Genomic DNA, 21918 nt, shown 5'->3' on the forward strand with positions numbered 1-21918 from the left:
GTCGGATTACAGTACAAATTCTCTCCTTTCTCTAGCGGTCTACAGTACTATTAAGGAGATTAACTGCAAGAGATGGTACGGATGTCAGTTCTGGGTGAGCGTGAGCAGACGGCGGGGGCTTCCCGAGCAAGCTTGGAGCAATTGGCCCGGCAGTGGGAGGGTCTGGCACCCCAGGCGATTCTAGTCGAAGCGGTGCGAGCCTTCGGTCAGCAACTGGTGCTTGCGACGGCTCTCGGTCCTGAATCGATCGTGCTCGTCGATATGCTCGTGCGCATCTGGCCCCAGCCCCAGGCGTTTTTTCTGGATACCGGCCTGCATTTTCCTGAGACCCTGGCCCTCAAGGACCGGTTGCTGGAGCGCTATCCGCAGTTGCAGTTGCAGGTAGTCAAACCGCTACTGAGCGTCGAGGAGCAGCAGGTGCGCTACGGCGAGCGGCTTTTTGAGCACCGGCCCGATCAATGCTGTGCGATGCGCAAGGTCGAACCCCTCAACCGCGTACTCGCCCCCTACAAAGCCTGGATTACCGGGATGCGCCGCGAGCAGTCCCCGAGTCGAGCCGAGGCTGGCGTCGTGCAGTGGGACTCCAGCCGGGGCATGGTCAAATTCAATCCCCTTGCCTTCTGGAGCCACAAGCAGGTCTGGAGCTACATCGCCGAGCACGATCTGCCCTACAATCCCCTGCACGATCAGGGATATCCGTCGATCGGTTGCTCGCCCGCCTGCTGCACCGCCCCGGTCGCTGTGGGGGCGGACCCGCGCTCCGGTCGCTGGCAGGGCAAGAGCAAGACCGAGTGCGGCCTGCATCTATAAGAACTTTTTTGAAGGTGGCCTGTACCGCGCCGTGGACCTAGGGGACCGCCATCTGGCGAAAAGAGAAAAATTACTTGATCGTCACGACGAACGAGTAGGTGATGAGCTGATCGCTGGCCAGAGATTTCGCGCTCAAGACGACCGGCACCGACCGCCCGGTGGAACCGGTGACGGTGACTGCGACGGAGGTGGAGCCTTTGTTGATCAGATCGTTCCACTGGCTGCTACTGGCAGGAGCGGGGGTCAGTTCAGCCCCGTTACCGACTTTGAGGCGCAGTGAACCCGGATCGACGCCGCTGGTGGTAACGGCGACGTTGAGCGTCGAGCCGCTCACCACCGAAGAAGCCGAGGGCGTCGCGCTCAGGGTGGCCGGTTTGGGGTAGGGGATGAGGTAGCCCGAAAGCCAGCTCACCTGCTGCAGATTTAAGGCCGAAAGGTTAATCGGGTTGCCGTAGACGCCGGGGTAGGTGACGGTACCGTTGAAGGCTGTTCCCTGAACGACCAGCTTTGGCTCGGAGGACGGGCTGCTGCTCTGGAAGTACTGGAGGGTGCTCTGGTAGAGGCTATTTTCTGGCAGGTAGAAGCTGAGCTGGCGGCCCGGTGTGGTAGAGGCGAGCAGATTGCCCTGCAAGTAACCGCTGCTGTTGATCGTTGCCTGGTAGCGCTGGTTGTCGATGTTGATGTAGTAGTGGTTGCTAAAAAGGGTGACAGCCGTTGCCGGATAAAGCACGAGGCCACCAAATGCCCAGGGGACTATCTGCACGGGCAGCGTCCCGACACCTACGGGGTTATAGCTGTAGAAGTTGAGTCTGAGGGTGCGCACGTTCACGCCACTTGCAGAAGGATTGGTGCCGCCATAATAGGCTTGAATCTGCAGGGGCAGGCTCGTCATGTCGCTGGGGAGATCGCGGGTGACCGAGGCGAGGGTGTAGGCGCGCTGATCGACGGGGTTGCCGCCGTCTTGATTGCAATCGACATCGAGCCCACCAGGTGCGCCGGTGAAGGGCAAATACTGATAGTTGACATAGGCAAAAAGGCCAGTGCAACTGTTAGATACAGAGATCTGGGCCTCCGCCGTCACAATCACATAGTCGGGATGGGTAGGCAGGTTACTGATATCGACGGTACCGCCAGAAGGGGACCAGTACTGTCCGTTGTTGAGGTAGCCAATGCCAGTGATCTCCCGCGTGCCGACGAGATAGCCCGTGCGCTGAGCTTCGGCCAGAGCCTGCCCCGGCAGGGCAACCCAGAGTGGGCAAAGAAGAAGACTGGCTGTCAAAAATGTGAGCAGTGACTTCATGGAACGATCGCAAGGCTACAGGAGATGGCAGGGTCGGCGGGTGTGCAACCGGTGCCCGTGAGCGTTATTCGGCCCGGTTGCTCGGTGCGTTCGAGGCTGGAGGGCAGATAGTTTTGCGCCCGCTCGTAGTCCATCCCTTCGGGCAGGGTGCGCCGTGAACCGTCGGGGAGGGTGGGCGATCCCGGTGGGGTGTAGAGGGCAAGCCAGCGCTCAGCGTCGGCGCTGTCGCTCAACTGCGGCAGGCTGCCGTAGAGGCGGGCGTACTGCCTGAGGGCCTGCTCGATGAGAGCGACGGAGGTGCTATCCAGTCTGTGGTTCGCCGCTTTGCGCCACTGCAAGGCTGTAGCAGTACTGCCGACGACGAGAATCGTCGTGACCGCCAGGGCAGTCGTCCACTCGATAAAGGTCAGACCACGGGCCGAGCGCAGTGTGCGGGAGGCAAACGGCACAGACATGGTAATTTTGCCGAAAGCGACGACGCCTCAGTATAAGCGCAGGCATGGGAAATTTACAAGCGATCAGTCTTTTTCGAGTCGAACGCCGGTGGGCTGGGTGGTACAGACGAACGTTTCGAGGTGCGGATCGGCGGCGAGAGCGGCGTGGATCGCCCCGGCATGGTCAAGGTCGCGGGCCAGGCCAAAGACACTCGGCCCGGAGCCCGACATCATCGCTGCCAGTGCCCCTGCTTCGATGAGCCGTTCCCGCAGATGGGCGACCTCCGGATGGGCCGGCAGCACGGCCCGTTCGAGGTCGTTGTGCAGCGAGGCGGCGATGCGAGCGGGATCTTGACTGGCGACGGCGGCGAGGAGGGCGTTGGTGCGGCTGCGTTCCACCACGGTGCCTGGGGCCAGATGGTCCTGCCGGTAGGTGCGGTAGGCCCAGGCGGTGGACACCTGCAGATCGGCGGGCTTGGCCAGCACCAGATGCAAATTTTCTAAGGGCGGCTGGGGGGTGAGCACTTCTCCCCGGCCAGTGGCGAGGGCAGTGCCGCCCATGACACAAAAAGGGACGTCGGAGCCGAGGCTCGCTCCCAGGGTGCGCAGTTCTTTTTGCGTTAGTCCCAGATCCCAGAGCACGTTGAGGCCGGCCAGCACCGCCGCCGCGTCGGTCGAACCCCCTGCAAGGCCGGCGGCGACCGGGATGCGCTTTTTGAGGGCGATCTCGACGCCTCTGTCGATGCCCATGCTCTGCTGCAACAGTTCGGCGGCCCGGACCGCGAGGTTCGTGCGGTCAACGGGCACAAGCGGGTGCGGGCAGATGAGGCGAATCTGGTGCCCCGGAATACTGGTGAGGGTGAGCGTGTCAGAAAGATCGATGCTCTGGAGGACCATCACCAGCTCGTGATAGTCGTCGGGCCTGACACCGAGAATTTCGAGGTACAGGTTGATCTTGGCGGCGGCCCGCAGGCGGATCTGTTTCATCCGGCTTCGATCGCCTGTTTCATCTCGCGCACGGCCCGCTCAAGGCCAACGAGCACCGCCCGAGCGATGATCGAATGGCCGATATTCAGTTCTTCGATGCCGCTCAGCCGGGCAACCGGCCCGACGTTCCAGTAGGTGAGGCCGTGCCCGGCGTTGACCCTGAGGCCCAGCGCCTGTGCCTCCTCGCAGGCGGCAGCAAGCTGACGCAGTTGGGCAGCCCGGCCCGCCTCCCCTTGGGACTCGGCGTAGCGCCCGGTGTGCAGCTCGACGAACTTGGCACCGCTTCTGGCACTCGCCTGCAACTGGGCCGGCTGGGGATCGACGAACAGACTCACGGGAATGCCCGCCCCCTGCAACTGCTCGACGACAAGGCCGATGGCCACAAGCTGCCCCTCGACGTCGAGGCCGCCCTCGGTGGTCACCTCCTCGCGCCGCTCAGGGACGAGGGTCACGTAGTCGGGCCGGACAGCGAGGGCAATCTTGACCATCTCGGCGGTGGCAGCCATCTCGAGGTTGAGGTGGGTGCGCACGGTCCGCCGCAAAATTTCGACGTCGCGGTCTTGAATATGGCGGCGGTCCTCCCGCAGGTGGGCGGTGATGCCGTCGGCTCCCGCCAGCTCGACCAGCACCGCCGCTGCCACCGGGTCGGGTTCGACGGTGCGGCGGGCCTGCCGGACAGTGGCGATGTGATCGATGTTGACCCCGAGTGTGGGCACCGGTTATTCCCCCAAATTTCCCTCATTTTATCGTCCGCCCCCGCCGCCTGAGATGCCCAGACCAATAGGTAGTTATTCCTGCGGGCCGGGTGTACTCTGGGTATCAAAGTGTCTTTTTATTGCAGAGTGTGATCGATTTTTTCTTAGACAGGCTCGGTCTTACCCCGGCGGTGTGTGCCGGGTTCAGTCTGTGGGCGCTGGCTCTTTATCTGGTTTTCATTCGTTTTAACCAGCGGCTGGTGGACCTGCTCTGCAGCTGGCTCAACGACGCGGACCGCTCACTGTTTAGTGAGCAGACCCTCAACCGCAGACCCAAAGGCTGGGAGGAGCGCAACCAGCTTTTTGCCTCGATCTTGAGTGTGCTGCCCTCGCTGGGATTGGGGCTGGGGCTGTTTCTGGTGCTCAACACCACCCTAGGCAGCAGTTGGGCCATCGCCAGCGGTCTGCTCATCGCGATCGGAGCCGGGGTCTATCAGCTTGGCCGCCAGGATGCGGAGAACTCCCGCCGCGATCGCCGTCCTTGAGACAGGCTTGTATCACGAAATCCCCTACCCAAAGAGATACTTACCAGTTCAATCTTGTGGCTGACGTGCCGAGAGTTCAGGCTCTTTATCTTAGAACTATCGGTTCAAGGAGGTTCAAGTGAGTATTCTCAGTTTTCTGCTGTTCCTGGTTGTAGCTGCCGTCTGCGCCTTCATCGCCGAGGCGATCGTCCCTGGTCGCGTACCCGGCGGCTGGCTGGTCGCTGCCATCTTCGGCATCATCGGTGCCTGGCTCGGTGCGGCTCTGTTCGGCAACTTCGGTCCCGTGCTGGCCGGTGTCGCCCTGCTTCCGACGATCATCGGTTCTGCCATTCTCGTGTTCGTCGTGTCGCTGTTTTCCGGCTACGTCGTGCGCCGCTGATGGTTGTCAGGTCGCTGTCAGGGGGGCAGCAGGCTCGCAACTGCGGCATTCACCCATTGATTTTTCAGGCTTCGGACTGCACCAGGACCATCGTGGTCGAGCTGTTGCGTCCGAAGCCTAATTTTTCGTAGAAGCCCTGCTGAAAAGTCGTCATCAAATAGACGCGCTCGACTTCCTTTAGCTGCGGCTGCTCCAATAATATCTGCAACAATTGCCGTCCTATGCCAAAAGCCTGGTGCTGGGGATGAACGACGACATCCCAGATTGTCGCTCGAAAGACACCGTCACTGGTGGCACGGGCGAATCCGACCAGCTTACCGTCCGCGTGAGCTGCGACAACCGGATTGCTACAGGCGAGCATCTGCTCCAGCTTCTGGATCGATCGGTTCTGTGCCCAGAAAGCCCCTTCGTCGAACAGTTGCTGGAGCTGAAGCGGATCGACGGCCTCTCTACGGACCGAAAACGTGATCGAAAGCGTTGCAGAATTACCCACCGGCAGATGCCCACAGTCACTTTATCCACCGTAACATTTGTCGAGGTCCGATCCGGCTTTTAGATTTTAGGATAAAAAAGAATCTCTGCTGGAGCGTCGCCTGTCGTGGCTGCCCAACGTCCGCCTCAGACCGAAGTGACCATGCGCGTCAGCGCTCGCTCGCTGGCGGTGGGCTGGCTCGAAGGCAGCGTCGAGGGTGGACAGTACCAGTGGACTTTTTGCTGGCACTTCCGCGCTGGTGGCCGGCTGGACATCTACCCCTCCCTGGGCCGAGCGCTCATCAAAGAACCGCTCCAGCGCTTTCTCGAAAAGCACGACTTTCAGCTTGAGACCGGCGAGACCTACGCCTTTACCGTCCGCGCCCGCATCTAACTTTCTCCTGTACTTTCAAAAATTGCTGCTGGGCTTGAGCAGGCCGTTGAACTTCAATGCCTGGCAGGTCCTGGTCTCGCTTTGGGGAGCAAATCGGTAGGAATGGAGCATGACTTCTAGTTCGAATTGCGCTCCGGCAAGATGAGTGGTTCCTGCACCGGCTGTTTGACTTCGAGCGGGATCTGCAGCGGCTGTTTTTGCTGGATGAGCGCCTGGGCCAGGGGCAGCGTCCGCTCCAGATCGCTGAGGGGCCTCGGGATGACCATGATTGCACTCAGTTCGCCTATCTGCTCAGCAACGCTCATCCCGACATCGATAGCGGCGATCACCTCGCCCACCTTGCCCCGGATCACCGCCGTGCAGAGGGCAGCGCCGGTCTTTTCGTAGCCCACCAGGTGTACGTCCGCTGCCTTCACCATGCTGTCGCAGGAGCCGACCAGAGCCGGAAAGCCCCGCGTCTCCAACAGTCCCACCGCCTGGTCGTGGTAGGGGATGTCGTCGTAGTCGGGTTCGTCGGCGAATAGCCCGAGCCTGCTACCGATGGGCAAGATCGCCTCAAGATTGGCGAGGGGATTGGAGATGAGCGAGGAGGAGATGAGTTGTCCAAATTCTTCGGCGGTTTCTCTGCCGGTCTGCATCGCAATGCGCACATCCGCCAGGCCACCGCGAATCACCGCCGTGCAATAGCCGCTGCCGATTTTTTCGTAGCCCAAAAGATAAACCCGCGCCGCCTTGAGCATCATGTCCGCCGTGCCGACGATCGCCGGGAAACTGCGGCAGGTGATGAGTCCCAGGGCACCTCCACGGCTACGGGCAGAGGACCGGACAGTGTTTTGCATGGCGGTCTTTTAATCGTCGTCTGGGTCGGGATGAACGGGGCTGAGGGCTGTCTGGCCGTTGGAGGGAAAGAGGTTCTGGCGCAGGCGGTTGAGTTGAGCGAGGCCAGGAATGGGTCCAGTGGGGGCAGCGGGCACGATCGCTCCAGGTGAACTGGTAGAAGGAGCCCTGGCCGGTGTGGAGCCGGTAATCAGCGATCCCGGCGGCACCATCTCCCCATCGCCGACAGCCGGGTTGAGAATGGTGGTCGCCGCGCCGATGCAGGCGTTACTTCCTATTCTACCCGTCCCGACAATCAGCACCCCTGCCCCGAGATTGGCACCGGCAGCGACGACGATTTCGCCCCCGACGGCGTGGAGCACAGCGCCCATACCGATGCAGGCACCGGCGGCGATCGCCACCCGGCTGTCGGCCTCTGCGAGAATCAGCGCACCGGCAGCCACTACCGCGCTCGGATGCAGGGTGACATCGCCCCCGCTGCGGGCCTGCGATTCACTGGGTGGCTGCAGCGGTATCAGGTGCATCGTCAGCCCCGCTGGATAATCGTCTCAAGGACGCGGCGCTTGGCCTTGGGGTCGATACCAATCAGGCGCACGTACTCGCCGGTGTGCTCTGCTAGAAAGGCCGAGAGAGCAGCCAATACCTCCGGCTCGCGGCTGCCCTGCAGTGTCGTGCCGCTCAGCCAGGAGTTGGAGCGGAATCGGCGCACATCGGCGTACTCGGTGGTGATCCGGCTACCTTGAGCCAGTAACTGCCGCACCTGATCGACGACCTCCGGCTTGATCTGACTGGAACCGCCGCTCGTAGCCGGGGGAGAATAGCTGCTGCTGGAAGTGAAGGTTCCTGCTGGAGTTGCGGCACTGGGGCCGGCTGCCGGTTTGCCGCCGTCGGGCCTTTGAATGATCGTCTCAAGGACGCGGCGCTTGGCCTTGGGGTCGATACCAATCAGGCGCACGTACTCGCCGGTGTGCTCTGCTAGAAAGGCCGAGAGAGCAGCCAATACCTCCGGCTCGCGGCTGCCCTGCAGTGTCGTGCCGCTCAGCCAGGAGTTGGAGCGGAATCGGCGCACATCGGCGTACTCGGTGGTGATCCGATAGCCCTGGGACAAAAGGTGCCGCACCTGATCGAGGCTGCTGGTGTCGAGAGAAGAACTGGAATAGCCAGCGGCGCTGCTACTGGAGGAGGTGTAGGCTGCTGGGGCTGTGCCGCCTGCCGTTGGTTTGTCGTCGGGCCTTTGAATAATCGTCTCAAGGACGCGGCGCTTGGCCTTGGGGTCGATGCCAATCAGGCGCACGTACTCGCCCGCGTGCTCTGCCAGGATCGCCCCGAGGGCAGCTAGAGCCTCCGGCTCACGGGTAGCCTGAATCGAAGGACCGCCCTGCCAGGCGTTAGAGCGGAACCGGCGGGCATCGGCGTGCTCGGTGGTGATCCGATAGCCCTGGGACAAAAGTTGCCGCACCTGGTCGCTCAGGTCGGCTTTGAGGTTCGAGCTACCGCCTGTCCGTGCTCCTCCGGCAGCCGGAGCACCGTCAGTAGAGAGCACCCGGTTGATGGGTGGCGCGGTCACGGGTTTTCCGTCGGGCCTTTGAATAATCGTCTCAAGGACGCGGCGCTTGGCCTTGGGGTCGATGCCAATCAGGCGCACGTACTCGCCGGTGTGCTCCGCCAGACAGGCTTCCAATCCAGAAATCACTTCCGATTCGCGGGTCGATTGAATCGGCGCACAGCTTTGCCAGGCATTGGAGCGGAATCGGCGGGCGTCGGCGTGTTCGGTGCCGATCCGGTAGCCCTGGGACAAAAGGTGCCGCACCTGATCGAGGCTGGTGGCATCGAGATGATTGTTCCCCATAGATTTGCCGTTGGTAGGATGGACTGCTGCCGTGGGGGTGTCCTCCCCGGCAAATTCTTCGCGAATCGGCGCGATGCAGGCGATATTTTCAGCGCACTGGTAACCGGCCCGCAGGGCATCGTTGATGCCGATGATATGGCTTGCAAACTGCAGATCGATCGACAGAGCGTCGGGCAATCGATCGGCCTGCTGCTGGGTGGTGATGATGCTTCCGGCAGCGATGTACTTGCCGTCTGGAATCTCGACATCTTGAATCAGGACGTGCATCATCACAACACAGCCCTTGCCCAGGCGCGCATTGAAGACGGTCGAGCGAAAACCGATGAAGCAGTCGTCGCCGACGTAGGCCGGGCCGTGGATGAGGGCCATGTGGGTGATCGAGACGTTGTTGCCGATCCAGACCGAATAAAGAGACTTGTCGTCTCCGGCTACCCGGCCCTTTTCAAGACCGTGGATCACCACCGCGTCTTGAACGTTGCTGTTGTCGCCGATAAAAAACGGACTGCCCTCATCCGCCCGAATTGAGACGCCGGGGGCAATGTGGACGTTTTTGCCGATGCGCACGTCGCCGATGATGTCGGAGGAGGCATGGACGTAAGTGGACGGGTCAATCTGGGGTGTGGCTAACTCCTTCGACCAGGGAGTCGGGGGAGCAGCGAGGCCACGCACAGCCATGGACGGATCCTCCGCGAGTAGCAATTAGCGAGACTGGGCACTCTTGCTGTAGAGGCGGCGATTATCGACGGTGACTGTATCGATAATCGCCACCACCACAGCATCGAGGGGCCGCTTTTCGCTGCCGGATGGTTGCCTGGCAGCACTGCCACGGCTGACGAGCACCCACTCGTCTACCCCGGCCCCAATCCCGTCGGCGGCAACTTCATATCCCGGCAGCAGTTGACCTTCTTGATCGACAAACTGCAACAGGAGAAATTTGACGCCCGTAAGGCTCGGCTCCTTCTGGGTACTGACGACGGTGCCGCAAACCCTGGCAATTTGCATCCTGCTAGGGCCTGCCGTAGGGACGGATGGCGTTGACGCTATCGCGGAACTGTTCGACTTCTTCGGTGTAGCGAATCGGCAGCACGTACTCGAGGTTTTCGTGGGGCCGGGCGATGATGTGGTGCGACAACAACTGCCCACCGCTCACCCGCTTGATCGAGTCGATGCCCGCCGCCACCGAAGCCTGCACCTCGGAGACATCGCCGCGCACGATCACCGTGACGCGACCGCTGCTAATTTTTTCGTAGCCGACCAGCGTGACGCGGGCCGCCTTGACCATCGCATCTGCCGCTTCGACGACCGCAGGAAAACCCAGGGTTTCAATCATTCCAACTGCAACAGCCATGTTTCGTAGCTCCGTGTTTTTAAGGGATTCTAGTCAGGGTTCAAGTCCGGAATTGCTCGACTTCTTCGGTGTAGCGAATCGGCAACACGTACTCGAGGTTTTCGTGGGGCCGGGCGATGATGTGGGTGGACAACAATTCACCGCCATTTACACGTCTTATCGATTCGACACCAGCCGAAACAGAAGCCTGCACCTCGGAGACATCGCCTCGGACAATCACCGTTACACGGCCACTACCGATCTTCTCGTAACCGACTAGCGTGACGCGGGCCGCCTTGACCATCGCATCCGCCGCTTCGACGACCGCAGGAAAACCCTTGGTCTCGATCATTCCAACCGCTATGGGCATAGTGATACCTCTGTGCAATCCGCACGAACAAGCAAAAAGTTTGTGGCAACGCTGACGAAATATCGGGCATTTTCGGTACGAGGAAGCTCACGATATTTCCTTGACTTCAAGATTAGGACAACTCACCTCCGATTGCAATATTAGCCAGGGTTATAATTTTAGATTTAATCTATAAATCTTTCTTATATATTTGGCACTGTCCACCCGCGCCTCCTACTCATCGATTTGCCAGGGATCTTTGGCGATTTCTTCGTCGAAGATGTGTCTTGGAAGCAGAACCAGGATGATCTGGCCCAAAAGCGGTACCTGGGGTGGGCTTTCAAACCAGTCGATTACAAGCTGTCCTTCCTGCTCGAAACCAACGTAGCGCGAGGCATCCCATTGTTGCACAGCGCGGTCAATCACAACCAGAACCTGCGGTAGCCGCTCAAGGGAAGCGTCTCCCAGCTGATTGCCGCGACAGAGCACGGCCACCGGATCTGTGGCCTGCTCGATCACCTGCCAGCCGGGGACTGCCGCCCAACCGCCTGTTCCAGCCGGGGCAATCACGCCAAACGGCCCCTCCGGGCGGGCCTGGGGGGCGTCTTTGAGGGCTTCAGCAGCAAGGGGCAGCGCGCCTGCAACCGGCAGAATACGCGGCTGCAGCTCCTCGGCCTCCGGACGGTAGACTGGCAGGCGCGGCCCTGGCCGCGAGCGCTGGACGGTAAAATCAGTCAGCAACAGCTCCAGTTGCTCGCGGGCCGTCCCGCTCTGGGCGTAGCGCAGGCCACGGGCAATCAGGCCCGATCGCTCGCGCAGATCCGTGCTCTGGCGGGCCAACTTCCAGCAGCGATAGGCCACTGCGTCTCCAGCGGAGCGGGTAAAACCTTCTGGCAGCCGATTCAGGTAGCCGAGATCTTTAAGGGCGCGAGCCAGCTCGCGCACCTCCTCGATCGGCGGATTTTTAAGCGCAATGAGTTCTGCGGCTGCGAGCCGCTCCGGCTGGGTGAGGATGCGCAGTTCGTAGAGTGCCTCGCTGCCTCTGGCGGTGAACTGTTCGAGCACCGAAGCCGGGGCACCGTTGTGCGCCAGTCCCCGATACACCTGGGCAGCGGCGATCAGCTGATTTTGAATCGGTGGCTCAAAGCCCGTCTGCTCAAAGAGTGTCTGGGGGCTATAGCCCGAGCGCTGCAACTTTTGGCAGGCTTCTCCCCACTGTACCCAACCACCTTCCTTGCGCTGCAGCAAGGTGATCAACGCCTGATTGTCGGCGGCGAGATCCGCAGGTGTCTCCGTCATCTGATGCTCCTACACAAAGCAAGGGCAACCCCCTGCGGGGGCCGCCCTCGTCCACACATTTAAGGACGGCCCGGCCTCAAGGCTTGTAGACAATAAAGCTCACCGTCTGGCACTGCCGGACATTGTCGAAGCCGACGACGCGGATGAAGTTCTTCGGATAGGAATCGCGGCAGGCGCGGACCTCGGTAAGAACATCCTGCACGCTCTGGGCACCAAAAAGCGGCAACTTCCAGAGCGTCCAGTAGTACTCGGTCGGGTCGCTGGTTTCGTTGAACTCGATAGCAGGGATATAGCCCTTGTCGAGCATGTACTGGATCTGGCGACCGATCTGCGCGTCTGAGAGGGGCGGCAGATAGGACAGTGTCTCGTAGCGCCTTTGTTTGGGAAGCGTTTGCATGAGCTTGGATACTCCGTTGGATGAAAGAGGTCTTTTAGGGGTTTTCACCCCGCGACTCGGGCGACGGCAACTGCAGCATCTGTTCGATGTAACGGCCACGCCGCTGCTGGTTGGCCCGGCGGATGCCATCGCGCGTCAACTCTGGCAAAGAATCGACCACCTGCTCGGCAAGATGTTCGCGGACGGTCATCACCCGGAAAGCCAGATCCGGATTTTGAGTGGTCAGTTGTTCGAGGTACGCTTCGCCGTCCTGCAGCGTTGCCTGAGTGGAGAACTGGCTGAACCAGACCGCTCGGGGCGGGTCGGTCTCCCGCAGTTGGGCGGCAACCACACGAATCGCCTGGTAGGTGAGATAGCTCATCAGAACCTGAGCAGTGGCGTTGGTGATCGCTTTGATATCCATGCGCTGCCGGTTTCAGGCGATGGGGAAAGGGGCAGAATGCCTGCCCCTACCTCGACTAGAGGGTATCGACCGTCTCGTACTCGAACTTGATTTCCTTCCACAGCTCGCAAGCTGCCGCCAGTTCAGGGCTCCAGCGGGCTGCTTCGCGGATGATGTCGCCACCTTCGCGCATCAGGTTGCGTCCCTCGTTGCGCGCCTGCACGCAGGCTTCGAGGGCAACGCGGTTGGCCGTGGCACCAGGAGCGTTGCCCCAGGGGTGGCCAAGGGTACCGCCGCCAAACTGCAGTATCGAGTCGTCGCCGAAAATTTCGACGAGGGCCGGCATGTGCCAGACGTGAATACCGCCGGAAGCGACGGCCATTACCCCGCCCATCGAGGCGTAGTCCTGGGTAAAGTAGATGCCCCGGGACAGATCGCGCTCGATGTGATCCTCGCGCAATAGATCGACGAAGCCCAACGTCGCTGCTCGATCGCCTTCGAGTTTGCCTACGACAGTACCGGTGTGGATGTGATCGCCGCCCGACAGGCGCAGGCACTTGGCAAGCACCCGGAAATGAATGCCGTGGTTTTTTTGGCGGTCGATGACGGCGTGCATGGCCCGGTGGATGTGCAGCAACATGCCGTTGCGGCGGCACCACTTGGAGAGGGTGGTGTTGGCGGTAAAGCCACCGGTAAGGTAGTCGTGCATGACGACGGGCGAACCGATTTCTTTGGCAAACTCGGCGCGCTCCATCATGTCTTCGCAGGTACCGGCGGTGACGTTGAGGTAGTGGCCCTTGATTTCACCGGTTTCAGCCTGAGCTTTGTTGATTGCCTCTTGAACGAACAGGAAGCGGTCGCGCCAGCGCATAAAAGGCTGCGAGTTAATGTTCTCGTCGTCCTTGGTCAGATCGAGGCCACCGCGCAGGCACTCGTAGACCGCCCGGCCATAGTTTTTGGCCGATAGGCCGAGTTTGGGTTTGATTGTGCAGCCGAGCAGGGGTCTGCCGTACTTGTTGAGCTTGTCGCGCTCGACGACGATGCCGTGGGGCGGTCCGGGGTAGGTCTTGACCAGGGCGATCGGAAAGCGAATGTCTTCGAGGCGCAGCGCCTTGAGCGCCTTGAAGCCGAAGACGTTGCCCACCAGTGAAGTGAGCAGGTTGGTGATCGAACCTTCTTCGAAGAGATCGAGCGGGTAGGCCACGTAGCAGATGAACTGGTTGCTCTCGCCGGGTACCGGCTCGATGTCGTAGGCGCGCCCCTTGTAGCGGTCTAGATCGGTGAGATTGTCAGTCCAGACCGTCGTCCAGGTACCAGTCGAGGATTCGGCTGCCACCGCTGCCGCCGCTTCTTCGATCGGAACGCCCGGCTGTGGGGTGACGCGAAAAGCCGCTAAAACGTCTGTGTCCCGTGGAATGTAATCCGGCATGTAATAGGTGAGGCGGTAATCCTTCACACCTGCCTGATAACCTGTCTTGGGCTTCGTCTGCGTGTACGTCACTTCTTCCTCCTTATCAATCACTCACGGCAACCCGACGCTCGCGCGACGGCTCTCTATCCAGGCAGCAATGCGAAAAACCCCATCCTGGCCTGTAAAGCGCGACAGAAGTCTCCCAAGAGAACTCCAGCCGCCAGCCTTGAACTGCATCAGGCTGAACGCGCCCAGGTCGCCTTCCTGAGATTGAAAATGACTTCTGTGGATGCGAAAGAGGAAAGCAAACCCAACTCAAACCTGGCGACGGAAAGGGCCAGTTTCAAGTGCGCGATTGGCTTACCAAAAATTCTTTCGCCGTCTTGTTACCCAACACTCTACCACCGCACATCAATAAGCTCAACATATTGTTACTAATGTTGTTTATCAGTAAAATTTATATGAAAAAGGTAGGAAAAGCTGAGAGTCCTGTCCGGCAGGACTGAACGTTTTGTAATAGGAACGCTCGTGGATTGGCCACCGAACCCCGGCAGGTGTGCAACCATATGGTGTATTCGGCGCAGGGACTGCACCTGGAGGAGCGAGCGGCGTGGGCCCATCGAGCAGTTATCCAAGAGTCGTCGCCGTCCTCAACGGCAAAGGCGGGGTGGGCAAGACGACCACCGCCGTCAACCTTGCGGCGGCACTGGCGGCAAAAGAGCGGGTGCTCCTGGTCGATGCCGACCCCCAGGGTTCGGCGAGCTGGTGGGCAGAGCGGGGCACGGCGGCCCTCGGCTTCGACCTGGCCCAGGAGACCAACCCGCGCCTGCTCGAAAGTCTGCGGGAGGTGGGCGGCTACAGTCTGGTCGTCGTAGACACGCCCCCGGCCCTTGATTCGGCGGCGCTGGCGGCAGTTGTCCAGGCGGCGGATCAGCTGGTGCTGCCGACGCCTCCGGCCCCCCTCGATCTGGCGGTGCTCATCGAGACGGTCCACCGGGCGGTGTTGCCCAGCGGCACCAGCCACCGGGTGCTCCTTACCCGCGTCGATCCGCGCAGTCTGGGCGAAGCGGTCGAAGCGCAAAGAACCCTCAGAGAACGGGGCATCCCCGCCTTCGAGGCGTTCATCCGCGCCTACAAGGCCCACGAGCGGGCAGCGCTTGAGGGGTTGAGCATTCTGCAATGGCGGGGCAAAAATGCCCGCGAGGCTGAGGCGGACTATCGCCGGGTGGCCGAAGAACTCGATCGTGATTGGAGAAAATAATGGCAAGAAAACGTTTGACCGATCTATTGCGCGAGGGCCAGGATCCAGCCGAGGCCGAGGCTGAAGCCGAACCCTCGCCAGCTCCTGCCTCCCGGACTGGGCGCTCGCCCCTGACGGCTCTCAAAGCATCGCTAGCCGAAGCTGAGCGGCGCGTCGCGGATCTGCAGGGGCAGCTGCAGGAGCGCGACGCGGCCCACCGCGCCGAGGTGGAGCGGCTGCACACTGAGCTGGAGAAGGTGCAAAAAGAAGCGCTGCAACTGGCACTCGCCAACACTGCCTTGATCGAGGAGGTCAACGGCCTGCGCCAGTCGCCTCCGGCCAAAGAGCCAAATGCAAAGTTCCAGCCGCCCCAAAAACAACCGCTGCTGCCCACCTACAAGGTGGTGCCGCGCCCCATCCAGCGCGCCGGTGAGCCGCGCAACAACAACGACATCCCCTCCTGGTTGCTCTAGCCCATATAAGGAAGTCTGGCCGCCGTCGCCCGAATCGCTTCGATATTGGCGAGCAACTGGCCCGTCGCATCCCAGTGGCCACTTAAAAACATCTGGCGCGGAGCGGCGGCCAGCGCCAGCGGCAGGCTCTGCTGGGGCAGGCGGACCTGGAGCGCTTCGAGGTCGATAGTCAGAATCGTCTCCGGGCTCTGGACGATCGTGCGCTGCAGTTGCTCGACGGTGTCCGCGTCGGCTGTGAGGCAGGGGATACCGATGGCCAGGCAGTTGCCAAAAAAGATCTCAGCAAAGCTTTCACCTACGATCGCTTGTATACCCCAGCGCGATAGAGCCTGGGGGGCATGCTCGCGGCTGGAGCCGCAGCCGAAGTTGCGGTTGACTACCAGAATGCGCGCCCCCTGAAAGTGAGGCGCGTCGAAGGGATGGTCCGCCTGCTGGGTGCGGTCGTCGGCAAAGACCGCCTCCCCCAGGCCATCGAAGCTGATCGAGCGCAGGTAGCGCGCCGGGATGATCCGGTCGGTGTCGATGTCGTTGCCTGCCAGGGCGATGCCCCGGCCTTCGACAGTCAAGATTTTGCTCATCGCTGGGGCTCCAGCAGGGTGCGCACGTCGGTCACAGCCCCCCGGATGGCCGCCGCCGCCACCATCGCCGGGCTCATCAGCAGGGTACGACCGGTGGCGGAGCCCTGGCGGCCTTTGAAGTTGCGGTTGGAGGAGGAGGCGCTCAACTGCCGCCCCACCAGCCGGTCCGGGTTCATCGCCAGGCACATCGAGCAGCCCGGCTCGCGCCACTCAAAACCAGCGGCCAAAAAGATCTCGTGCAGGCCCTCGGCTTCGGCCTGGCGCTTGACCGCCTCGGATCCGGGCACGACGAAGGCTTTAATACCCGGTGCGACGTGGCGGCCAGAGGCGAGCTTTGCCGCTTCGCGCAGATCCGACAGGCGGCCATTGGTGCAGCTGCCGATAAAGCAGACATCGACTTTTGTGCCGGCAATCGGCGTGCCCGGCAAAAGATCCATGTAGCGGTAGGCTTCTTCGGCCAGAGGCCGCTCTTCTTCGGCCAGTTCCTCTGCCCTCGGTACCGCCTCGTCCACGGCAATGCCCTGGCCTGGCGTGATGCCCCAGGTAACGGTCGGTGCCACCTGCCGGGCGTCGAAGACGACGACATCGTCGTAGCTGGCGTCCGGATCTGATCGCAGGCTTTCCCACCAACTGGTCGCCCGCTCCCAGTCAGAATCTTTTGGGGCGAAGGGCCGGTCCTTGAGGTAGGCGTAGGTCGTCGCGTCCGGGTTGACGTAGCCGCAGCGGGCTCCGCCCTCGATCGCCATGTTGCAGACGGTCATCCGCTCCTCCATGTTCATCGCCTCGAAGGTGCTGCCCGCAAATTCGTAGGCGTAGCCGACTCCCCCCTTGACCCCGAGCTTGCGGATGATGTGCAAGATTGCATCCTTGGCGAACACACCGGCGGGCAGGCTGCCGTTCATCTCGACGCGGCGGACCTTGAGCTTGCCCAGGGCAAGAGTCTGGCTTGCGAGCACGTCGCGCACCTGGCTGGTGCCGATACCGAAGGCGATCGCCCCAAAGGCACCGTGGGTCGAAGTGTGGCTGTCGCCGCAGGCGATCGTCATCCCCGGCTGGGTCCATCCCTGCTCTGGGGCGATTACATGTACGATGCCCTGGGAGCCGGAGCCGATGTTGTAAAAGCGAATGCCGTACTCGGCGCAGTTGGTCTCAAGGGCGCGGATCATCTGCTCGGCCATCGCGTCGGCGAAGGGCCGCTCCTGACCCGCAGTCGGCACAATATGATCGACTGTCGCCACGGTTCTTTGGGGATAGCGCACCGGCAGACCGCGCTCGCGCAGCATGGCGAACGCCTGGGGACTGGTGACCTCGTGGATCAGGTGCAACCCGATAAATAGCTGCGTCTGCCCCGAGGGCAAGGTGCCCACCGTGTGCAACTGCCAGACTTTGTCAAATAACGTTCCCCGGCTCAAGGCGCTGGACTCTCAATACTGCAAGCGCCATTGTAGCCGGGAGAAACCGAAGAAAATCCAAAACTCTCTACCGGCACCGCACAGACTCGTGCTATACTTGTGAACATTGGTCCACTTCTCAACCGCGCCGAAGCCGGACTCTTTTAGCATCGGTGCTAGAATCTGGGAGCTATTTCAATGACCAAAAACGGTACCAGTGGTAGTCGTTCCTCGGCGCGGGAACTGAGCGAGCTATCATCCGACGATGCGCTGGAGATGACCATGGCCCGTACCTCCGACGAATCCAAAAAACAAACACCCCAGCCGGGGTCCGCAGAGGATCCCCAAAAGCAAAAAGCGCTCAAGATGGTCCTCACCCAGATCAAGCGCAACTTTGGCGAGGGAGCGATCATGCGGCTGGGCGAGAGCACCCGTATCAAAGTCGAGACGGTAGCCAGCGGTGCCATCACCCTCGATCTGGCTCTGGGGGGCGGTCTGCCCAAGGGTCGAGTCATCGAAATCTACGGCCCCGAATCCTCGGGCAAGACGACCCTGGCGCTGCACGCGATCGCCGAGGTTCAAAAAAATGGCGGCATCGCGGCCTTCGTCGATGCCGAGCACGCCCTCGATCCTTCCTATGCCAAGGTGTTGGGCGTCGATGTCGAAAATTTGATTATCTCCCAGCCCGACACGGGCGAGATGGCCATGGAGATCGTCGATCAGCTGGTGCGCTCGGCGGCGGTCGATATCATCGTCATCGATTCGGTGGCGGCCCTGGTGCCCCGCGCTGAGATCGAAGGTGAGATGGGCGATGCCCACGTCGGTCTGCAGGCGCGGCTGATGAGCCAGGCGCTGCGCAAGATCACAGGCAACATCGGCAAGACCGGCTGCATGGTGATCTTCCTCAACCAGTTGCGCTCCAAGATTGGCGTCATGTACGGCAACCCCGAGACAACCACCGGCGGCAACGCCCTCAAGTTCTATGCCTCGGTACGCCTCGACATCCGCAAGGCGGAAACTCTTAAAAAGGGCCAGGACGAGTACGGCAACCGGGTGCGGGTCAAAGTCGTCAAAAACAAGGTGGCTCCGCCCTTCCGCAAGGCCGAATTCGACATTATCTTCGGCAAGGGCATCTCCTCGATGGGCTGCATCCTCGATCTGGCAGTCGAGATGGAGATCGTCGATCGCAAGGGAGCCTGGTACTCCTACGGCAGCGAGCGCCTGGGCCAGGGCCGCGAAAACGTGCTCGCCCTGCTCGAAGAAAATACTGCCCTCGCCAGAGAAATTGAACTGAAGGTGCGCGAAAAGATCGCCAACGGAGCGGTCGTCTCCGCCACTGTCCCGGCCCCTGAGGAGGCCGACGCCGACTTAGACGAAGAGTAACAAACTCCACCTCAGTAGACCCCGGCTCTGCCGGGGTTTTTGCGTTCCAGCCGATCCCTAGGAAAATCTATCGTTCTGGCGGGGCGAGCCGTCAGGCCCCTTAGGATCGAGACGCGACACAAAGTGGCCTGGGATACCGTTCGATCGCCCCCAGAAGTGGGTAACTTAGAAGAAGTAGAGTGGTTGCGCAATGAACCTCAAATTTGTCAGACACCTCGCGGAATCCTTCAACTCTGTCCAGCTCGAAGCGCAGATCCACCGGATCGAAGAACAGTACTTTCAAAGCCCGCTCGATAGCCAGACCCAGCTTCTCGACACGGTGGGCGACTATCTCAAGGCGCTCGATGTGCGCATCCAGATGGAGCGCGACGGCGTCGATGAGGCGGCTGCCCTGCGGGATCTGGCGCGCCGGATGCGCCAGCTGAGTGCCAACAAGCCCTACAGCGAGTGGCTGGACGAAGCACCGACCCTCACCCAGCGCGCTTAAAACCGAGCAGCCGTCCTAGAGCGCCAGTTGTGGCTTGAGCCTGTCGAACTGCTTGGAGCTGAGCACTTTTTTGCTCACCAGTTCATCGAGGCTCTTATAGGGCCGGGCGGCGATGATCTTTTTGGCTGTCGCTGCGCCGATGCCCTTGACCTGCTGCAGTTCTTTGCTGGTGGCGGTGTTGACGTTGACGACGACGGTGGTAGATTTGGTGGATTTTTTTGACCCAGGGGTCGTTGTCGTCGTTGTCGTGCTGGTGGTCGCAGGGGTGCTGGTCTGGGCCAGCACAGGCAGAGGAGCAAGGGACACCAGCGCGAGCAGGAGTGCTGCCAAACGATGCTTCTTAAACACGGCCAACTTCTCCCAAAAAAGCATGATCTCTATAGATGCCTGAGCGATAGGAAGCGAGCGTGACAGTGCGATGAAGCTGGTTTGTCGATGCGTGTCCAGCCCCTTGCCGGAGAGCAGCCGGTTCTGTGGCAGAATAGATCGTAATCCCGATTGGGTTGGGGTGGGATTCGGCGATGACTCTCGATGTCTCGGGCGCGCAGCTTGCTGCCATCCGCGCCCACGGTGAGCGCACGTACCCGCGCGAGTGCTGCGGCCTGCTATTAGGCAGTTTTGAGAAGGGCGATAAAAAGCGTCTCGTCGAGGCGTATGCCGTCGAGAACACCTGGCAAGGAGCGGGAGAATTTGGCTTGGGCGACGGTCAGGGCGAGGAGCGGCGCTTTTTGATTACGCCGGAGGATTACCGGGCTGGTGAGCGCTACGCCCGCGAGCGGGGGCTCGAAGTGATCGGCACCTATCACTCCCACCCCGACCATCCGGCCCGCCCGTCGGAGTTTGACCGGGGAAACGCCTGGCCGGTCTACTCTTACATCATCGTCTCGGTGCAGAATGGTCGGGCGGCTGATCTGACTAGCTGGACGCTCGACGACGAGCGGCAATTTCAATCTGAAACAATTTGTCGGACCACGGAGGTCTAAGCATGGGTGTAAAAGTTTTGATTCCTGCGCCGTTGCGCCGCTACGCAGGCGATCAAGAGAGTCTGGAACTGGAGGGGGCAAGCGTCGGCGAGGTACTCGACGATCTGACGGGCCGTTACGGCGAACTCAAAAAGCACCTCTACAGCGAAGACGGCAAACTGCGCAACTTCGTCAACGTCTACGTCAACGACGAGGACATCCGGCACCTGCAGCAGCAGGGCACCGCTGTCCAATCCACCGACATCATCAGTATCGTGCCTTCGATCGCAGGAGGCGATTAGGCCATGCTCAATCCGGATACGACGACCATCGAACTTTCTAAAGACGAAATCGAGCGCTACTCGCGCCATCTCATCCTGCCGGAGGTGGGGCTGGAGGGTCAAAAAAAGCTCAAGGCCGCCTCGGTGCTCTGCGTCGGCACCGGTGGTCTTGGCGCACCGCTCACGATGTATCTGGCTGCCGCCGGCATCGGTCGCATCGGTCTGGTCGATTTTGACGTGGTCGATGCGAGCAACCTCCAGCGCCAGATCATCCACGGCACCTCCTGGATCGGCAGGCCAAAGATCGACTCGGCCACCGACCGGCTCAAGGAGATCAACCCGTACCTGCTCGTCGATCGCTGGCCAGTGCGCCTTTCAAGCGAGAACGCCCTCGACATCGGCCAGCACTACGATCTGATCATCGACGGCACCGACAACTTTCCGACCCGCTATCTGGTCAACGACGCCTGCGTGCTTTTGGGTAAACCCAACGTCTACGGCTCGATCTTCCGCTTCGAGGGCCAGGCGACGGTCTTTCACTACGAGGACGGTCCCTGCTACCGCTGCCTCTATCCGGAGCCGCCGCCGCCGGGCCTGGTTCCCAGCTGCGCCGAGGGTGGCGTGCTGGGCATTTTGCCTGGCATCATCGGCGTCATCCAGGCGACCGAGGCGGTCAAGATCATCCTGGGCATCGGCACGACGCTCAAGGGCCGACTGATGCTCTACGATGCGTTAAATATGAAGTTCCGCGAGCTAAAGCTGCGGCGGAACCCCGAGTGCCCGGTGTGCGGCGACCATCCGACCGTCACCGCCCTCATCGACTACGAAGAATTCTGCGGCATCCCGCAGGCCCGCGCCGAAGAAGAGAAAACCCAATCTGCCATGCAAGAAATCACCGCCGCCGAACTTAAAGATCTCCTCGATCACAGGGTCGATGTGGTCGTCGTCGATGTGCGCAACCCCGACGAATTTGCCGCCGCCCGCATTCCCGGCACCACCTTGATTCCGCTACCTGAGATCGAGAACGGTCCTGGCGTCGAGAAGGTGCGCGCACTGGTCAACGGCTCGCAACTGATCGTCCACTGCCGCAGCGGGATGCGTTCGGCCAAAGCCCTGCAGATTTTAGAGCGCTCCGGCATCGAGGGCAAGAACCTCAAAGGCGGCATCCACGCCTGGTCCGACGAAGTCGATCCGAGCGTGCCCAAGGTGTAAAAACCCACGCGGGTTTCGCAGTTCCCTGGGCTGTGAAACTTTCTG

29 protein-coding genes are annotated in these 21918 nt (G+C 61.1%); 11 read left to right on the top strand and 18 right to left on the bottom strand.

Annotated features, from left to right (window positions below; translation table 11 throughout):
- The first annotated feature begins 81 nt into the window (after window positions 1-81).
- Window positions 82-810: a phosphoadenylyl-sulfate reductase gene (locus GKIL_RS03135; RefSeq protein WP_041243690.1), complete on the top strand. Its 729-nt coding sequence runs from the start codon at window positions 82-84 to the stop codon at window positions 808-810.
- A gap of 70 nt (window positions 811-880) precedes the next feature.
- On the opposite strand, the gene GKIL_RS03140 is transcribed toward GKIL_RS03135, so the two are convergent.
- The 4 genes from GKIL_RS03140 to GKIL_RS03155 all read right to left on the bottom strand — a co-directional run bounded on the left by GKIL_RS03140 (window position 881) and on the right by GKIL_RS03155 (window position 4247).
- A complete protein-coding gene (locus tag GKIL_RS03140) occupies window positions 881-2110 on the bottom strand; it encodes a hypothetical protein (protein ID WP_023171939.1) in 1230 nt (409 codons plus the stop codon).
- Window positions 2107-2565, bottom strand: coding sequence for a hypothetical protein (locus GKIL_RS03145; RefSeq protein WP_023171940.1), 459 nt, complete (start codon window positions 2563-2565; stop codon window positions 2107-2109). Before GKIL_RS03145 ends, GKIL_RS03140 begins: the two co-directional genes overlap by 4 nt.
- 63 nt (window positions 2566-2628) lie before the next feature.
- A complete protein-coding gene (ispE, locus tag GKIL_RS03150) occupies window positions 2629-3531 on the bottom strand; it encodes a 4-(cytidine 5'-diphospho)-2-C-methyl-D-erythritol kinase (RefSeq protein WP_023171941.1) in 903 nt (300 codons plus the stop codon).
- Window positions 3528-4247, bottom strand: coding sequence for a pyridoxine 5'-phosphate synthase (locus tag GKIL_RS03155; protein ID WP_023171942.1), 720 nt, complete (start codon window positions 4245-4247; stop codon window positions 3528-3530). Before GKIL_RS03155 ends, ispE begins: the two co-directional genes overlap by 4 nt.
- Window positions 4248-4375: 128 nt before the next feature.
- Between GKIL_RS03155 and GKIL_RS03160 the strand changes: the two genes are divergently transcribed.
- Together GKIL_RS03160 and GKIL_RS03165 are read left to right on the top strand one after the other, a co-directional pair.
- Window positions 4376-4771 carry a hypothetical protein gene (locus tag GKIL_RS03160; RefSeq protein ID WP_041243691.1) on the top strand — a complete coding sequence of 132 codons (396 nt, stop codon included), beginning with the start codon at window positions 4376-4378 and terminating at the stop codon, window positions 4769-4771.
- Window positions 4772-4889: 118 nt separating this feature from the next.
- Complete coding sequence (locus GKIL_RS03165; protein ID WP_023171944.1) at window positions 4890-5150, top strand: GlsB/YeaQ/YmgE family stress response membrane protein; 261 nt, start codon at window positions 4890-4892, stop codon at window positions 5148-5150.
- A gap of 64 nt (window positions 5151-5214) precedes the next feature.
- Here GKIL_RS03165 and GKIL_RS25175 read toward each other — a convergent pair whose 3' ends face one another.
- Window positions 5215-5643 carry a GNAT family N-acetyltransferase gene (locus tag GKIL_RS25175; RefSeq protein ID WP_023171945.1) on the bottom strand — a complete coding sequence of 143 codons (429 nt, stop codon included), beginning with the start codon at window positions 5641-5643 and terminating at the stop codon, window positions 5215-5217.
- A gap of 141 nt (window positions 5644-5784) precedes the next feature.
- Here GKIL_RS25175 and GKIL_RS03175 point away from each other — a divergent pair, with 141 nt between their 5' ends.
- Entirely contained in the window at window positions 5785-6015 is a 231-nt protein-coding gene (locus tag GKIL_RS03175) for a DUF3146 family protein (RefSeq protein ID WP_420841395.1), read from the top strand.
- Window positions 6016-6131: 116 nt separating this feature from the next.
- On the opposite strand, the gene GKIL_RS03180 is transcribed toward GKIL_RS03175, so the two are convergent.
- The 10 genes from GKIL_RS03180 to GKIL_RS03225 form a co-directional block, all read right to left on the bottom strand.
- Window positions 6132-6854 (bottom strand): beta-carboxysome assembly protein CcmO, encoded by a 723-nt coding sequence (locus GKIL_RS03180; RefSeq protein ID WP_023171947.1) that lies wholly within the window; start codon window positions 6852-6854, stop codon window positions 6132-6134.
- 9 nt (window positions 6855-6863) lie between these two features.
- Entirely contained in the window at window positions 6864-7376 is a 513-nt protein-coding gene (locus GKIL_RS03185) for a beta-carboxysome scaffolding protein CcmN (protein ID WP_023171948.1), read from the bottom strand.
- 2 nt (window positions 7377-7378) lie between these two features.
- Entirely contained in the window at window positions 7379-9376 is a 1998-nt protein-coding gene (locus tag GKIL_RS03190; protein WP_023171949.1) for a beta-carboxysome scaffolding protein CcmM, read from the bottom strand.
- A gap of 24 nt (window positions 9377-9400) precedes the next feature.
- Window positions 9401-9703 (bottom strand): beta-carboxysome shell vertex protein CcmL, encoded by a 303-nt coding sequence (locus GKIL_RS03195; protein WP_023171950.1) that lies wholly within the window; start codon window positions 9701-9703, stop codon window positions 9401-9403.
- 4 nt (window positions 9704-9707) lie between these two features.
- On the bottom strand, window positions 9708-10049 hold the full coding sequence (locus GKIL_RS03200; RefSeq protein ID WP_023171951.1) for a carbon dioxide-concentrating mechanism protein CcmK: 342 nt from the start codon (window positions 10047-10049) through the stop codon (window positions 9708-9710).
- A gap of 40 nt (window positions 10050-10089) precedes the next feature.
- Window positions 10090-10398: a carbon dioxide-concentrating mechanism protein CcmK gene (locus GKIL_RS03205; RefSeq protein ID WP_023171952.1), complete on the bottom strand. Its 309-nt coding sequence runs from the start codon at window positions 10396-10398 to the stop codon at window positions 10090-10092.
- Between the two features lie 213 nt (window positions 10399-10611).
- Window positions 10612-11676 carry a RuBisCO accumulation factor 1 gene (locus GKIL_RS03210; protein ID WP_023171953.1) on the bottom strand — a complete coding sequence of 355 codons (1065 nt, stop codon included), beginning with the start codon at window positions 11674-11676 and terminating at the stop codon, window positions 10612-10614.
- Between the two features lie 76 nt (window positions 11677-11752).
- On the bottom strand, window positions 11753-12073 hold the full coding sequence (locus tag GKIL_RS03215; RefSeq protein ID WP_023171954.1) for a ribulose bisphosphate carboxylase small subunit: 321 nt from the start codon (window positions 12071-12073) through the stop codon (window positions 11753-11755).
- 34 nt (window positions 12074-12107) lie between these two features.
- The gene (gene rcbX, locus GKIL_RS03220; protein WP_023171955.1) at window positions 12108-12476 is read right to left on the bottom strand and encodes a RuBisCO chaperone RbcX; all 369 of its coding nucleotides are present in this window, start codon (window positions 12474-12476) and stop codon (window positions 12108-12110) included.
- 55 nt (window positions 12477-12531) lie between these two features.
- Window positions 12532-13956, bottom strand: coding sequence for a form I ribulose bisphosphate carboxylase large subunit (locus GKIL_RS03225; protein WP_023171956.1), 1425 nt, complete (start codon window positions 13954-13956; stop codon window positions 12532-12534).
- A gap of 520 nt (window positions 13957-14476) precedes the next feature.
- On the opposite strand from GKIL_RS03225, the gene GKIL_RS03230 reads away from it, so the two are divergent.
- The gene (locus GKIL_RS03230; RefSeq protein WP_023171957.1) at window positions 14477-15127 is read left to right on the top strand and encodes a ParA family protein; all 651 of its coding nucleotides are present in this window, start codon (window positions 14477-14479) and stop codon (window positions 15125-15127) included.
- Window positions 15127-15579 carry a hypothetical protein gene (locus GKIL_RS03235; RefSeq protein ID WP_023171958.1) on the top strand — a complete coding sequence of 151 codons (453 nt, stop codon included), beginning with the start codon at window positions 15127-15129 and terminating at the stop codon, window positions 15577-15579. Before GKIL_RS03230 ends, GKIL_RS03235 begins: the two co-directional genes overlap by 1 nt.
- On the opposite strand, the gene leuD is transcribed toward GKIL_RS03235, so the two are convergent.
- Window positions 15576-16157: a 3-isopropylmalate dehydratase small subunit gene (gene leuD / locus GKIL_RS03240; RefSeq protein ID WP_023171959.1), complete on the bottom strand. Its 582-nt coding sequence runs from the start codon at window positions 16155-16157 to the stop codon at window positions 15576-15578. The two genes, GKIL_RS03235 and leuD, sit on opposite strands and share 4 nt — an antisense overlap.
- Window positions 16154-17569, bottom strand: coding sequence for a 3-isopropylmalate dehydratase large subunit (leuC, locus tag GKIL_RS03245; RefSeq protein ID WP_023171960.1), 1416 nt, complete (start codon window positions 17567-17569; stop codon window positions 16154-16156). Before leuC ends, leuD begins: the two co-directional genes overlap by 4 nt.
- 261 nt (window positions 17570-17830) lie before the next feature.
- Here leuC and recA point away from each other — a divergent pair, with 261 nt between their 5' ends.
- Both recA and GKIL_RS03255 read left to right on the top strand, forming a co-directional pair.
- Window positions 17831-18931 carry a recombinase RecA gene (gene recA, locus GKIL_RS03250; protein WP_041243692.1) on the top strand — a complete coding sequence of 367 codons (1101 nt, stop codon included), beginning with the start codon at window positions 17831-17833 and terminating at the stop codon, window positions 18929-18931.
- Window positions 18932-19121: 190 nt separating this feature from the next.
- Window positions 19122-19418, top strand: coding sequence for a hypothetical protein (locus GKIL_RS03255; protein ID WP_023171963.1), 297 nt, complete (start codon window positions 19122-19124; stop codon window positions 19416-19418).
- 15 nt (window positions 19419-19433) lie between these two features.
- Here the strand turns inward: GKIL_RS03255 and GKIL_RS03260 are convergent, their stop codons facing one another.
- Complete coding sequence (locus tag GKIL_RS03260; protein WP_187293875.1) at window positions 19434-19748, bottom strand: ComEA family DNA-binding protein; 315 nt, start codon at window positions 19746-19748, stop codon at window positions 19434-19436.
- Window positions 19749-19939: 191 nt separating this feature from the next.
- Here GKIL_RS03260 and GKIL_RS03265 point away from each other — a divergent pair, with 191 nt between their 5' ends.
- From GKIL_RS03265 to moeB, 3 genes are read left to right on the top strand one after another with little or no spacing between them, the layout of a single operon-like run.
- On the top strand, window positions 19940-20401 hold the full coding sequence (locus tag GKIL_RS03265; RefSeq protein ID WP_023171965.1) for a M67 family metallopeptidase: 462 nt from the start codon (window positions 19940-19942) through the stop codon (window positions 20399-20401).
- Between the two features lie 2 nt (window positions 20402-20403).
- Window positions 20404-20682 (top strand): ubiquitin-like small modifier protein 1, encoded by a 279-nt coding sequence (locus GKIL_RS03270; protein ID WP_023171967.1) that lies wholly within the window; start codon window positions 20404-20406, stop codon window positions 20680-20682.
- Between the two features lie 3 nt (window positions 20683-20685).
- Window positions 20686-21873, top strand: a complete 1188-nt coding sequence (gene moeB, locus GKIL_RS03275) for a molybdopterin-synthase adenylyltransferase MoeB (protein ID WP_023171968.1) — start codon at window positions 20686-20688, stop codon at window positions 21871-21873.
- The last annotated feature ends 45 nt before the right edge of the window (window positions 21874-21918 follow it).

The organism is Gloeobacter kilaueensis JS1, from assembly GCF_000484535.1.
GTDB classification, from domain to species: Bacteria; Cyanobacteriota; Cyanobacteriia; order Gloeobacterales; family Gloeobacteraceae; genus Gloeobacter; species Gloeobacter kilaueensis.